13 protein-coding genes are annotated in these 12,753 nt (G+C 64.1%); 8 read left to right on the top strand and 5 right to left on the bottom strand.

Annotation, left to right across the window (positions count from 1 at the left end; translation table 11 throughout):
* Positions 1–21 precede the first annotated feature (21 nt).
* The 3 genes from AB6804_RS03795 (at position 22) to AB6804_RS03785 (ending at position 2,940) form a co-directional block, all read left to right on the top strand.
* The gene (locus tag AB6804_RS03795) at positions 22–1,335 is read left to right on the top strand and encodes a sulfate adenylyltransferase subunit 1 (RefSeq protein ID WP_370885275.1); all 1,314 of its coding nucleotides are present in this window, start codon (positions 22–24) and stop codon (positions 1,333–1,335) included.
* A gap of 16 nt (positions 1,336–1,351) precedes the next feature.
* A complete protein-coding gene (cobA, locus tag AB6804_RS03790; RefSeq protein WP_370885274.1) occupies positions 1,352–2,104 on the top strand; it encodes a uroporphyrinogen-III C-methyltransferase in 753 nt (250 codons plus the stop codon).
* A 173-nt stretch (positions 2,105–2,277) separates the two neighbouring features.
* On the top strand, positions 2,278–2,940 hold the full coding sequence (locus tag AB6804_RS03785; RefSeq protein WP_370885273.1) for a TIGR02117 family protein: 663 nt from the start codon (positions 2,278–2,280) through the stop codon (positions 2,938–2,940).
* 125 nt (positions 2,941–3,065) lie between these two features.
* On the opposite strand, the gene AB6804_RS03780 is transcribed toward AB6804_RS03785, so the two are convergent.
* From AB6804_RS03780 to lptF, 3 genes are read right to left on the bottom strand one after another with little or no spacing between them, the layout of a single operon-like run.
* Positions 3,066–3,431 carry a sirohydrochlorin chelatase gene (locus AB6804_RS03780; RefSeq protein WP_035960511.1) on the bottom strand — a complete coding sequence of 122 codons (366 nt, stop codon included), beginning with the start codon at positions 3,429–3,431 and terminating at the stop codon, positions 3,066–3,068.
* A gap of 19 nt (positions 3,432–3,450) precedes the next feature.
* The gene (lptG, locus tag AB6804_RS03775) at positions 3,451–4,599 is read right to left on the bottom strand and encodes an LPS export ABC transporter permease LptG (RefSeq protein ID WP_370885272.1); all 1,149 of its coding nucleotides are present in this window, start codon (positions 4,597–4,599) and stop codon (positions 3,451–3,453) included.
* Positions 4,600–4,602: 3 nt separating this feature from the next.
* Complete coding sequence (gene lptF / locus AB6804_RS03770; RefSeq protein WP_370885271.1) at positions 4,603–5,700, bottom strand: LPS export ABC transporter permease LptF; 1,098 nt, start codon at positions 5,698–5,700, stop codon at positions 4,603–4,605.
* 164 nt (positions 5,701–5,864) lie between these two features.
* Between lptF and AB6804_RS03765 the strand changes: the two genes are divergently transcribed.
* The 3 genes from AB6804_RS03765 (at position 5,865) to AB6804_RS03755 (ending at position 8,259) form a co-directional block, all read left to right on the top strand.
* Positions 5,865–7,412, top strand: coding sequence for a leucyl aminopeptidase (locus AB6804_RS03765; protein WP_370885270.1), 1,548 nt, complete (start codon positions 5,865–5,867; stop codon positions 7,410–7,412).
* 8 nt (positions 7,413–7,420) lie between these two features.
* A complete protein-coding gene (locus AB6804_RS03760) occupies positions 7,421–7,837 on the top strand; it encodes a DNA polymerase III subunit chi (protein ID WP_370885416.1) in 417 nt (138 codons plus the stop codon).
* Between the two features lie 71 nt (positions 7,838–7,908).
* Positions 7,909–8,259 (top strand): DUF2486 family protein, encoded by a 351-nt coding sequence (locus AB6804_RS03755; RefSeq protein ID WP_035960516.1) that lies wholly within the window; start codon positions 7,909–7,911, stop codon positions 8,257–8,259.
* Between the two features lie 75 nt (positions 8,260–8,334).
* On the opposite strand, the gene ilvD is transcribed toward AB6804_RS03755, so the two are convergent.
* Positions 8,335–10,008, bottom strand: coding sequence for a dihydroxy-acid dehydratase (gene ilvD / locus AB6804_RS03750; protein ID WP_370885269.1), 1,674 nt, complete (start codon positions 10,006–10,008; stop codon positions 8,335–8,337).
* Between the two features lie 106 nt (positions 10,009–10,114).
* On the opposite strand from ilvD, the gene AB6804_RS03745 reads away from it, so the two are divergent.
* Both AB6804_RS03745 and lgt read left to right on the top strand, forming a co-directional pair.
* A complete protein-coding gene (locus AB6804_RS03745) occupies positions 10,115–11,071 on the top strand; it encodes a LysR family transcriptional regulator (RefSeq protein ID WP_035960518.1) in 957 nt (318 codons plus the stop codon).
* Positions 11,072–11,110: 39 nt separating this feature from the next.
* Entirely contained in the window at positions 11,111–12,007 is an 897-nt protein-coding gene (gene lgt, locus AB6804_RS03740) for a prolipoprotein diacylglyceryl transferase (RefSeq protein WP_370885268.1), read from the top strand.
* Positions 12,008–12,018: 11 nt separating this feature from the next.
* Here the strand turns inward: lgt and AB6804_RS03735 are convergent, their stop codons facing one another.
* Positions 12,019–12,744, bottom strand: a complete 726-nt coding sequence (locus AB6804_RS03735; protein WP_370885415.1) for an SIMPL domain-containing protein — start codon at positions 12,742–12,744, stop codon at positions 12,019–12,021.
* Positions 12,745–12,753: the final 9 nt, after the last annotated feature.

Here is a 12,753-nt window from a genome sequence, read left to right as displayed (position 1 = left end):
CGTCCAAGGAACGAACGAATCATGAGCATTTATCAAGCCGAAGACCTGGGCGTGTTGCGCTTCATTACGGCGGGCAGCGTCGACGACGGCAAGAGCACGCTGATCGGCCGCCTTCTGTACGACAGCAAGGCCGTGCTGTCGGATCAGCTTTCCGCGATTTCCCGTGCGAAGAACAAGCGCACGGTCGGCGATGAAATCGATCTGTCGCTGCTGACGGACGGCCTCGAAGCCGAGCGCGAGCAGGGCATCACGATCGACGTTGCCTACCGCTACTTCGCGACCGCGAAGCGCAAGTTCATCATTGCCGATACGCCCGGCCACGAGCAGTACACGCGCAACATGGTGACGGGCGCATCGACGGCGCATGCGGCGATCATTCTCGTCGACGCGACGCGCGTCACGTTCGAGAACGGCGCAGCGCAATTGCTGCCGCAGACGAAGCGCCATAGCGCGATCGTCAAGCTGCTGGGCCTGCAGCACGTGATCGTCGCGATCAACAAGATGGACCTCGTCGAGTACAGCGAGGCGCGCTTCAACGAGATTCGCGATGCCTACGTCGCGCTCGCGCGTCAGCTCGGACTCGACAACGTGCGCTTCGTGCCGGTGTCGGCGCTCAAGGGCGACAACATCGTGACCGCGAGCGAGCGCATGCCCTGGTATGCGGGCGAGCCGCTGCTCGATCTGCTCGAATTGCTGCCGGTCGCGCAGCCGAACGAACAGGCGCTGCGTTTCCCGGTGCAGTGGGTTGCGCGTCAGGACGGCTCGCAAGCCGACGACTTCCGCGGCTACATGGGCCGCGTCGAAGCCGGCGAAGTGCGCGTCGGCGATGCGATCACCGTGCTGCCGGGCAATCGCCAGGCGACGGTGGCCGAGATCATCGCGCCGGTGCCGGGCGGCGTGAGCCCGGTGGATCGCGCGTTCGCGGGTCAGACGGTGACGCTTCGCCTGACCGAAGACGTCGATGTATCGCGCGGCGACACCTTCGTGCCGGCGTCCGCAACCGTCGATCCGGCGAAGAAGCTCGAAGCCGACCTCTGCTGGTTCGACGAAGAGCCGCTTTCGCCGCAGCGCAAGTATTTGCTCAAGCAGACGACCAATACCGTGTTCGCGCGCATCGGCGCGGTGAAGCAGGTGCTCGACGTGCATACGCTGTCGCATTCGGTGGACCGCACGACGCTCGCGATGAACGACATCGGCCGCGTGGCGCTGACGCTGCAGAAGCCGATCGTCGCGGACGCGTACGATACGCATCAGGGAACGGGCGCGTTCGTGCTGATCGACGAGGCGACGCATCACACGGTCGCGGCGGGTATGATTCGCGCAATCGCGGCTTAATGACGGGTGAAATGCGATGGGTAAGGTCTATCTGATCGGAGCGGGGCCGGGCGCGGCGGATCTAATCACCGTGCGCGGCATGCGCCTGCTCGAATCGGCCGATGTCGTGCTGCACGACGCGCTGATCGAACCGGCAATGCTCGACTACGCGCCGCACGCGAAGAAGATCGCGGTCGGCAAGCGTTGCGGGCAGCGCTCGACGGCCCAGCATTTCATCAACAAGCAGATCGTCGATGCGGCGCGCGAGCATGGCGTCGTCGTGCGTCTGAAGGGCGGCGACCCGATGCTCTTTGGCCGCGCCGACGAGGAAATGCGCGCGCTGGAAGCGGCGGGCATCGAGTATGACGTGGTGCCGGGCATCACGGCGGCGCTGGCGAGTGCGGCGACGCTCAGGCGATCGCTGACGCTGCGCGGCGTGTCACGCAGCGTGGCGCTGGCGACGCACAGCCGCGCCGCCGATAGCGACACGATCCGCGAGCAGGCGAAGGCCGATTCGCTCGTGTTCTACATGGGCCGCGACAGTGCGCCGGAGATCGCGCAGCAGCTCATCGACGCCGGGCGTCCGGGATCGACGCCGGTAGCGATCGTCGAGGCATGCAGCACGCCGCGCGAACGCACGCTGACCTTGACGCTCGCGCAAATGGCGCTCGGCGAGGCGCAGGAATGGCTCGATCCGTCGCAGCCGAGTCTGCTGATGATCGGAGAGGCGTTTCGCGAAAGGGCGTCGGCGGTGAAGCCGCGGGTGTATCTGAAAGGGATGGCCGCGTGATGCTGCTTTGAGTTCGCCAGAAAAGCGCACCGGAAGGTGCGTTTTTTCTTTGAGCCGGCGCTGCTGAATGCTTCGCCGGGTATCGCGTTCATCGGTCGTCAGGAATGCCACGTTCTCTTTCGGCTCGTGTCGGCAACGCTGTGCGTTGGGCCAGTCGATGGACTGCGCGTGCGATGGGGCTCGTCGTTTCGCTGCTGCTGGGCTACGCGCTCGTCGCGCTGGTGGCCGCTATGGTGCCCGGCAACCGTGACTGGCAACCCGTCGCCCCCGGCGAGGGCGTCACCATCTGGCTTACGACCAACGGCGTTCATGCCGCGCTTTTGCTGCCGCGCAATGCGGCGGGCGTCGACTGGTCCCGCTATTTCTCGCCGTCGGATACGCGCATGCCCGCTGCGTCGGCGCGATCCGACATGATCGAAGTCGGCTGGGGCGACCGCGAGTTCTATCTGAACACGCCGGAATGGAGCGATCTGCGGGCATCGACGGCCTTGCGCGCGCTTTCGGGACGCGGCAGCACGGTGTTGCACGTCCAGTTCATGGCCGCGCCGAGCGTGGCATCGGACGATGCGCTGCAGATTACGATTTCTGTTGCTGCGTATCAGCGCGTGGCGGCGTATGTGCTCGGGACTGTGAAGCTCGATGCCAACGGACAATCCACGAACGTGCCGGGACACCACTACAACGATTACGACGCTTTCTATGAAGCGCACGGGCACTATTCGGCGTTTCTGACCTGCAATCAGTGGACGCGCAATGCGCTCGACGCTGCCGGCGTGCGAGTGCCGATGTGGGCCCCGTTTGATCGCGCGTTGTTCTGGCAGTTGCGTGGAGGATGAGCGGCGGTGTGGCGGTCAGGCTAGCGCGCGCCGCGTCGAAGTTCGTCGATGACAGGCTCTGTCATCGGCATGGCGTCGCGCTTATGGGCGATCCGACACTCAGCCCAACGGCCAACGCCCAAACGCTAAACCTGCGTCAAACAATACCTCGCGACCGCGTCGAGCACGCCATCGTCCTCGCCGACAGCCGTCGCGCAATGAATGACCACGCCCGGATGGGCCGCGCGGCACGTATCGATCACCTGCGGCAAATCGCGCCGTACATGCCCGCCCTGTCCGAAGAAAACCGGCACGACGGTGATCGCATCGCAGCCATCGGCGGCTTGCGCGGCGACTGCAGCGGGTAAATCCGGCGTCATCAGTTCGAGAAACGCGAGCGCAACCGGATCGCCGCGCAACGAACGCAGCTTTGCAGCGAGACGTTCGAACGGCTCGGCCCAGCGCGGATCGCGTGCGCCGTGGCCGAACAGGATGATGCCGTGCTTGCCCATCACGCTCTCCCGAGAGGACTCAGTGCCGTTCCACCCACTTCAGGCCCAGCAAGCCGATCGCCAGATAGGCGAGGGCGGGCGCCGCCGCCGTGATGGGTGCAGGCCACGTATTCAACGTGCCGATGTGCGAGAACAGCGTGTTGAACAACTGGAAGCTCATGCCGATCATGATGCCGCCGAACACCTTCACGCCGACCACCCCGGCGCGCGTATGCAAGTATGCAAACGGCAGCGACAGCACCAGCATCACCAGCACCGCGAACGGATACAGAATCTTGCGCCAGAACGCGATCTGATACCGCTGCGTGTCCTGATGATTCTCCGTCAAGTGCTGGATATAGCGGAACAGATTGAACATCGACATCCGGTCGGGCGACACCAGCAACACCGACAGAATCTGCGGCGTCAGCTCGGAGCGCAGCGAGTATTCGGGCAGCGCCGTCTCCTTCGCGCGATACACCGGATTGAGCGTATCGCCCGGATCGACGGCTTGCGGCTGCGCGTCGATCAGTTGCGTTTCCGTGACGCCAGTCAGCTTCCAGTGGCCGGGCGGCTGAAACACGCCGCTCCTGGCGACGCGCACGTTCGACAGCCGGAACTTCGAATCGAATTCATAGATGCGCACGTTGGCGATCGTCGTATCGGGATTGAGCGTGCCCACGTTGACGAAGCGCGTGACCTGTTCGCCGTTTTCCTTCGCGTTGAGCGTGTCCTTCACCCACACGCCCGACTGAAAGTTCGACGACACCGATGACCCCAGCGCCTCCAGCCGCACGCGCTCGGACAACTGGTCCGAATACGGGCCGATCACTTCGCCGATCAGATACGTCACGAGCACGAGCGGCACGCCGATCTTCAACAGCGAGCGCAACGCGGTGCCCGTCGATAGCCCCGACACGCGGAAGATGGTGAACTCGGACGCCGCCGCCATCTGCGCGAACACGTAGATAGCGGAAATGAGCGCCGCGACAGGAATGATTTCGTAGAAGCGCGACGGCGTCTGCAACGCGACGCGCAGCACCGCGAGCGTGAACTTGTAGTTGCCGTGTCCGACCGTGTTCAACTCATTGATCAGGTCGAAAAAGAAGAACAGGCCCGAGAACGCAAACAGGATGAAGATGAACGCGAGATAAATCTGGCGCGCGAAGTAACGTTCGTAGATGCGCATTGCTTACGCTCCCTTCGAGCGCGTGAACATCGCGCGTGTGAAGAGCGGCCGGTTGCGCACCCGCAGCCAGAAGATGAACGCGACGACCGCGCTCACCAGAATATGCAGCCCCGCGATGCCCACGCCGAACGAGAGCTTCCCTTGCTCGATCCACGACTGCACCACGTTCAGCAGATTCGAGTACGTCAGATAGATCAGCACGGCCATCACGAGATTGATGGTCCGGCTTCGGCGAGGGTTCTGATAAGACAGCGGAATGGCAAGCAGCATCAGATTGACGGCGATGAGCGGCAAGCCCAGCCGCCACGCGAACTCAGCGAGGTTCTGTTGGGTCGGATCGGCGAGCAGATCGGGCGTGGAGATGCCCGTCGTCGATGGCGTGTTGACCACTTGATGATTCATGATCTTCACGCCGTAACGCGCGAATTCCATGATCCGGAAGTTGGGCTGGCCGGGCTCGCCATCGTAACGGCGGCCGTTTTCCAGCACGATGAAGCGGTCGCCGTCCGCGCGCGTTTCGGTGTGGCCGTTCTTCGAGACGATCACGTTGACCTTGCCGCCTTCGGTGCTCGTCACGAACACGTTTTCGACATGCCCCTGATCCGGCGACATCTTCTCGATGAAGAACACGCGATGGCTCGACGGCGATTCGCGGAACTGCCCCGGCGCGAGCAACGAGACTTCATCGCGCTGCTGAAAGCGCGCCTTGATGAGCTTGCTTTGCTGGTTCGACCACGGCCAGCCGACGAACGCGAAGAAGATGATGAGGATGATGATCGGCGTGGAAAACGTGGCGATCGGCTTGATGAGCTGCGTCTGGCTGACGCCCGAGGCGAGCCATACGACCATCTCCGAATCGCGATACCACCGCGTGAGCACGAAGAGGATCGAGACGAAGAGCGTCACGATCAGCATGACGGCGAGATAGCCGATGACCGTGAGCCCGATCAGCACGACGACGTCGCGCGGGTCGACCTGGCCTGACGCCGCGAAGCCGACAATGCGGATCATCATCGTCGTGAGCATGATCGTGAGCAGCACCATGAACACGGCGCCGGCCGTGTACGCGAGTTCGCGCTGCAGGGAGCGTTCGAAGATCATTGAATTTTGCTTGAGGCCGGCGGCGGCAGCGTGGCTATTCGTTCTACAGACGCGAGGGTCGACGCTTCGTTCCCTTGCGCCGTGAGCCTGTGACCGCCGCGGTGAAAATAGCGGATAATTGCGGCTTTCATCCTTCAGCCCAGATTTTACCGAGGATAAGCGCGATGGACTTTAGCATAAAAGCCTGTGATTGGAGCAAAGGCGAGGCAAATGGTTTCCTGACGGGGAAAGCCGATGTGGTCGTGCTCGGCGTGTTCGAAGCACAGACACTTACAGGCGCCGCCCGCGTCATGGATGTCGCGACGAAAGGGCTGATTTCGCGCGTCGTCAAGGCGGGCGACATGAGCGGCCGCGCCGGCACGACGCTGATGATCCCCGAAGTGACGGGCATCGGCGCGGCGCGTGTGCTGCTCGTCGGCCTCGGCAAGCAGGACGCCTTCAATCAGAAAGCGTATGGCGAAGCCGTGCGCGCGGCATGGCGCGTGATTCTCGGCACGAAGATCGGGCAAGTCACCTTCACGCTCGCTCAACTGCCGATTCTCGAACGCACCGGCGACTGGGGCGTGCGCGCGGCCATCCTCGCGCTGCGCGAACTGACCTACAAGTTCTCGCAGATGAAGAGCAAGCCGGAAAACGGCGAGCGCTCGCTCAGAAAGATCGTCTTCAGCATCGATACCGCCGAAGAGAAAGCGGCGCGTGTCGCGGCCAAGCAAGGCGTCGCGATCGCGAACGGCATGGACCTCACGCGCGATCTCGGCAATCTGCCGCCCAACGTCTGCACGCCGACCTATCTCGGCCAGACCGCCAAGCAGCTTGGCCGCGACTGGAAGCTCAAGGTCGAAGTGCTCGGGCAGAAGCAGATCGAGGCGCTGAACATGGGTTCGTTCCTGTCGGTCGCGAAGGGATCGGTGCAGCCGCCGCAGTTCATCGTCATGCATTACCAGGGCGCGGGCGAGCCGGTGAAGGCGCGCGGCAAGAATGCGTCGAACGCCTCCAATGCGCCGATCGTGCTCGTCGGCAAGGGCATCACGTTCGATTCCGGCGGCATCTCCATCAAGCCCGGCGAGGCGATGGACGAGATGAAGTACGACATGTGCGGCGCCGGCTCGGTGTTCGGCACGATGCGCGCCGTCGCGGAAATGGGCCTGAAGCTGAACGTGATCGGCGTCGTGCCGACCTGCGAGAACATGCCCGCGGGCAACGCATTGAAGCCCGGCGACATCGTCACGGCCATGAACGGCACGACCATCGAAGTGCTCAACACCGACGCCGAAGGCCGCCTCATTCTTTGCGACGCGCTCACTTACGCCGAACGTTTCAAGCCGGCCGCCGTCGTCGATATCGCGACGTTGACGGGCGCGTGCATCATCGCGCTGGGTCATCACAACACGGGCCTCTTCTCGAAGGACGACGCGCTTGCGGGCGAACTGCTCGACGCATCGCGCGAGGCGGTCGATCCGGCGTGGCGTCTGCCGCTCGACGACGAGTATCAGGAGCAGCTCAAGTCGAACTTCGCGGATGTCGCGAACATCGGCGGGCGTCCGGCGGGCAGCGTGACGGCGGCGTGCTTCCTGTCGCGTTTCGCGCAGAACTATCCGTGGGCGCACCTCGATATCGCCGGGACCGCGTGGAAGAGCGGCGCGGCGAAGGGCGCGACGGGCCGGCCGGTGCCGCTGCTGTCGCAATTCCTGATCGATCGCGCGGGGCAGTGAGCGAAACCGTGACGCGCATCGACTTCCATACGAATGTCGGCGATCCGCTCGCCTATGCGTGCCGCCTCGCGCGCAAGGCGTATGCGAGCGGGCGGGCGCTCGTCGTGCTTGCCGAGCCGCAGCGTCTTGCCGCGTTCGACGAGCAGTTGTGGACGTTCGCGCCGCTCGAGTTCGTGCCGCACTGCATGGCCAAAAGCCCGCTCGCGCAGGAAACCCCGGTGGTGCTGGCATCGGATCTCAACGACGTGCCGCATCACCAGGTGCTCGTCAATCTCGGCGCGCCGGTGCCCGCGCAGTTCGCGCGTTTCGAGCGGCTGATCGAGATCGTCGGCAACGAGGGCGACGATCTCGCTGCCGGGCGCGAGCGCTTTCGCTTCTATCGCGATCGCGGCTACGCCATCGAAACGCACAAGCAAGGCGGCTGAGCGAACAGTGCGTGGCGGTGCGCGTGCGTTAGCATCGGCGCACGGAGACCTCTGACGACCCATACAAGACCATGACCGACACCACGAACACGTCCGATTCCTTCGATCCATCCATTCCCGTTCTCACCGATGTCGTCGTGCCCGGCAAGCCGGAATTCGCGCGAGCGGCGACGGCTGACGAAGCGACGGTCGCCTACGAGGCGGAACTCGTCGCGCAACGCTTGCAGGGGCGTGTCACGCAGTTTCTGAACGGCGATGCGCGCGCGCTGATCGAAGCGCGTTGTCAGGATGTGCTGCGCGCACATTCGGCGAGGCTCGTGCAGGACATCACGCGCGAAGTGGCTGTTGCGCTGGAAGCGCATATGCGCGAATGGGTGAGCGTCGCGGTGGAAGAGGAGTTGCGGCGGCAGCGGGAGGCTTGAGCGGGATCGGGTTCAAAAGACAAAGGGGCGCATGTGCGCCCCTTTGTCATTGCGTGCTACGGATTGCGACGTCGATCAGCCCGTCACCGCCCCGCGATTCGCCGGCAACGCCAGCGTGGCGTACTTCGCCAGCACGCCACGCGTATAACGCGGGGCCGGCTTCTTCCACGCTGCACGCCGACGCGCGATCTCCGCGTCATCCACGTTCAGTTGCAGCAGCAGCTTGTGGGCATCGATGGTGATCGAATCGCCCTCTTGCACGAGGCCGATGGTCCCGCCCGCGAACGCTTCCGGCGCGACGTGGCCGACCACCATGCCCCACGTGCCGCCCGAGAAGCGCCCATCGGTGATGAGACCGACCGATTCGCCCAGCCCCTTGCCAATAATCGCCGATGTCGGCGCGAGCATCTCCGGCATGCCGGGGCCGCCTTGCGGGCCGAGATAGCGCAGCACGACGACATCGCCGGCCTTGATCTTGTCCGCGAGAATGGCCTCCATCGCGGTCTGCTCGTCGTCGAACACGCGCGCCGGGCCGGTGATGACCGGGTTCTTCAAGCCGGTGATCTTCGCGACCGCGCCGTCTTCCGCGAGATTGCCGCGCAAAATCGCGAGGTGGCCCTGCTTGTAGAGCGCCTGCTCGATCGGAAAGATGACCTTCTGATCCACGCGCGGCTTGCCCGGCACGTCCTTCAGTTCCTCCGCGAGCGTGCGGCCGGTGATCGTGATGCAATCGCCGTGCAAAAGGCCTGCATCGAGCAAGATTCTCAGCACTTGCGGGATGCCTCCCGCCTTGTGCAGATCGGTGGCGACGTACTGGCCCGACGGCTTCAGGTCGCAGATGACCGGCACTTTCTTGCGCATGCGCTCGAAGTCGTCGATGGTCCACTCGACTTCCGCCGCGTGCGCGATCGCCAGATAATGCAGCACCGCGTTGGTCGAACCGCCCGTCGCCATGATCAGCGCGACCGCGTTCTCGATCGACTCCTTCGTGATGATGTCGCGCGGCTTCAGGTCCTTCTTGACCGCTTCGACCAGCACGCGCGCCGATTCAGCCGCCGAGTCGACTTTCTCGTCGTCGGGGTTCGCCATCGTCGACGAATACATCAGCGACATGCCGAGCGCCTCGAACGACGAGCTCATCGTGTTGGCGGTGTACATGCCGCCGCACGATCCTGTCGACGGACACGCGTTCTTCTCGACGCCCTTGAAGTCCTCTTCCGACATGCGGCCAGCCGTGAATTCACCGACGGCCTCGAACGACGACACGATCGTCAGGTCCTTGCCCTTCCAGTTGCCTGGACGAATGGTGCCGCCATACACGTAGATGCCCGGCACGTTCATGCGCGCAAGGCCGATCATCCCGCCGGGCATGTTCTTGTCGCAGCCGCCGATCACGACCACGCCGTCCATCCACTGGCCCTGCACGGCAGTCTCGATACAGTCCGCGATCACCTCGCGCGACACGAGCGAGTACTTCATGCCTTCGGTGCCCATCGACATGCCGTCGGAGATGGTCGGTGTGCCAAAAATCTGCGGGTTCGCGTCGGACTGCCTGATGGCGGCGATAGCGGCGTCGGCGAGGCGCTGCAAGCCCGCGTTGCACGGCGTGATGGTGGAATGCCCGTTGGCGATGCCGATCATCGGCTTGTCGAAGTCTTCCTCCTTGTAGCCGAGGGCGTAGTACATCGAACGGTTGGGCGAGCGCGCGACGCCCTGGGTGATGTTTTTCGAGCGGCGATTGAACGGCATGATGGGGGCTCCGTGAGAATTTTTGGTCTAGTGGCCCAAGAATGAAGCGTCGGCTTGTGCCTGTCCAATATATTATTCAGGGCTTATTAGGTCGCGAAACATATCAATGGAAGAGCGGAACCCGCCCATCGAGATGCGCTTGCTGCGCTACTTCGTGACGGTCGCCGAAGAAATGCATTTCGGCCGCGCCGCCGCGCGCCTCGCCATGACGCAGCCGCCCCTCTCGCAAGCCATTCGAGCGCTGGAGGACGCGCTCGGCGTGGCGCTGTTCGCGCGGACGAAGCGCACGGTCGAACTGACGGCGGTCGGCAAGGACTTGCTGCCCGAAGTGCGCCGGCTGCTCGCTTCCGCCGACGCGCTGCGTCCGCTCGCGCAATCGCTCGCACGCGGCGAGGCGGGCGTGCTGTCGCTCGCGTTCGTGTCGACAGCTGATTACGGTTTGCTGCCCGCGCTGCTGCGCGATTTCGGCGCGCGCTATGCCGGCGTGCGGCTGCAACTGACGGAAGCAACGAGCGACGTGCAGATCGAAGAACTCGTCGCGGGCCGCATCGATGCGGGCCTCGTCATTCCGCCGCTGCCGCCCCGGCACGCGATGTCGCTGTCGTATCTGCCGATCGCACGCGAACCGCTCGTCGTCGCGATGTCGGCGGAAGCGGCCGCGCAGTTGCAGCAAGGCGCGGCGGAATGGGCCGACACGCCCGTCGATCTGCGCGATCTGGCTGCCGCACCGCTCGTCGTGTTTCCGAGGCGTCTCGCGCCGGGCTTGTATGACATCATCATGGGTTGCTACGCCGCGGCGGGGCTGACGCCGCGCATCGGGCAGGAGGCGATTCAGATGCAGACCATCGTGAGCCTCGTGTCGGCGGGCATGGGCGTCGCGCTCGTGCCGCAGTCGCTGCGGCATCTGCGACGCACGGGCGTGGTGTATCGTCCGTTGCGGCCGGTGGCGGATGCGCCCGTTGTCGAAACGGGGCTCGTGTGGCGCGCGGCGGAGGTGAGCCCGGTGCTTGCCGGGTTCATCGAGATCGTGCGCGCGCGGGCCGCAGCCGTCTCTGCTTTATGATTCGTGCCTGACTTCCCGCTTTGCTTTGACTTTCTTACGATGCTTATACATCCCAATTTCGATCCCGTAGCCATTCATCTCGGACCGCTTGCCGTGCGCTGGTACGGGCTCATGTATCTGGTGGCGTTCATTTCGGCCATCGTCATTGGCCGGCTGCGGCTGAAGCTGCCGTTCGTCGCCAACCAGGGCTGGACCGCGAAGGACATCGACGACATGCTGTTCTACGGCGTGCTCGGCACCATTCTCGGCGGGCGCCTCGGCTACGTGGTGTTCTATAAGGCGAGCTACTACCTGTCGCATCCGCTCGATATCTTCAAGGTATGGGAAGGCGGGATGTCGTTTCACGGCGGCTTTCTCGGCGTGACGCTCGCGATGGTGCTCTTCGCGCATCAGCGCAAGCGCACGTGGCTGCAGGTGACGGATTTCGTCGCGCCGATGGTGCCGCTCGGTCTGGCAGCGGGGCGGCTCGGCAACTTCATCAACGGTGAGCTGTGGGGCCGCGTGACGGACCCGGCTGCGCCGTGGGCCATGCTCTTCCAGCATTCGTCGAACGATGACGCCGTCTGGCTCGCCAAGAATCCGCAACTGGATGCGCCATGGCATCTGAGCGAAGTCTTCCAGCGGTATCAGATGCTGCCGCGCCATCCGTCGCAGTTGTACGAGATCGCGCTCGAAGGCATCGTGCTGTTCATCCTGATCTGGACGTTCTCGCGCAAGCCGCGTCCGATGGGTGCAGTCTCGGCGCTGTTCCTGATCGGCTACGGGCTCGCGCGCTTCACGGTGGAATTCGCACGCGAACCCGACGATTACCTCGGCCTGCTCGCGCTCAATCTTTCGATGGGCCAATGGCTTTCGCTGCCGATGGTCATCGCGGGCATCGTCCTGATGGTGTGGGCGTACAAGCGGCATCGGCGCGTGCCGGCCAACGCCGCCTGAACCAACGGCGTTTAACGCCCCATCTGCACGGAGCCGGATACGTCGACGGTGACCATCGTCGTGCCGGCTTCGAGCGCCATCGGCGCGGCCATCTTTGCATCGGCGTTCATGCCGCGCGCCTGCATCATCATCACCGGACGCGGCGCCACGCCGCTCTGGCCGACGTTCACTTCCCGGATCGTGAAGCTGCTATAGCCGAACGCCTGCGCTGCGGCCTGTGCCTGCTTGCGGAACGAATCGATGGCCTGCGTCGAGAGCTTCTGCGCAGCGGCGCGCTGGGCTTCCGGCGACAGCGAGAACGTGACGTTGCCGACCTGCATCGACGAACTCATCTTGCCCGCGAGCTTCGAGGCCGCCGCGAAGTCATGCGATTCGAGCACGACTTCCGTGCGTCCGCGCCACGCGGATATCTTGCCGTCGCGATCCGTCGACGGATACACGCTGAACGCGCCGCTCTTCGCGGTGACGCCTTCGACGCCCTTCGCTTCGCGCAAGGCGGCCTCGGCACGCTGATTCAGCGTGGTCGTCAGCGATGAAGGATCGGCGGCTTCCTGCTCGTAGAAGAGCATAATGGTGACGACATCCTGCGGCACTTGCGTGCTGGCCTGAGCCGACAGCGAGAGCACGCCCGAAGGCTGCGGATTGGCGATGACCGTCTGCGCAGCGGCAGTGGCCGAGAAGGTGAGCGCGGCGCTCGACATCGCGAGAGCGAGTGCGGCGGCGATTTTCTTGTTCATCATCGAAGG

Source organism: Caballeronia sp. RCC_10, from assembly GCF_041360715.1.
Lineage (GTDB): Bacteria > Pseudomonadota > Gammaproteobacteria > Burkholderiales > Burkholderiaceae > Caballeronia > Caballeronia grimmiae.
The sequence above is the reverse complement of the archived record's forward strand: the minus strand, read 5'-3'. Positions and strand labels throughout refer to the sequence as shown.

Coding starts and splice junctions, on each gene's coding strand:
- lptF (WP_370885271.1), bottom strand. CDS start 5,700: ATGATCTTCGAACGCTCCCTGCAGCGCGAACTCGCGTACACGGCCGGC.
- AB6804_RS03785 (WP_370885273.1), top strand. CDS start 2,278: ATGGGGCTCGTCGTTTCGCTGCTGCTGGGCTACGCGCTCGTCGCGCTG.
- AB6804_RS03795 (WP_370885275.1), top strand. CDS start 22: ATGAGCATTTATCAAGCCGAAGACCTGGGCGTGTTGCGCTTCATTACG.
- AB6804_RS03780 (WP_035960511.1), bottom strand. CDS start 3,431: ATGGGCAAGCACGGCATCATCCTGTTCGGCCACGGCGCACGCGATCCG.
- ilvD (WP_370885269.1), bottom strand. CDS start 10,008: ATGCCGTTCAATCGCCGCTCGAAAAACATCACCCAGGGCGTCGCGCGC.
- lptG (WP_370885272.1), bottom strand. CDS start 4,599: ATGCGCATCTACGAACGTTACTTCGCGCGCCAGATTTATCTCGCGTTC.
- AB6804_RS03765 (WP_370885270.1), top strand. CDS start 5,865: ATGGACTTTAGCATAAAAGCCTGTGATTGGAGCAAAGGCGAGGCAAAT.
- cobA (WP_370885274.1), top strand. CDS start 1,352: ATGGGTAAGGTCTATCTGATCGGAGCGGGGCCGGGCGCGGCGGATCTA.
- AB6804_RS03745 (WP_035960518.1), top strand. CDS start 10,115: ATGGAAGAGCGGAACCCGCCCATCGAGATGCGCTTGCTGCGCTACTTC.
- AB6804_RS03755 (WP_035960516.1), top strand. CDS start 7,909: ATGACCGACACCACGAACACGTCCGATTCCTTCGATCCATCCATTCCC.
- AB6804_RS03735 (WP_370885415.1), bottom strand. CDS start 12,744: ATGAACAAGAAAATCGCCGCCGCACTCGCTCTCGCGATGTCGAGCGCC.
- lgt (WP_370885268.1), top strand. CDS start 11,111: ATGCTTATACATCCCAATTTCGATCCCGTAGCCATTCATCTCGGACCG.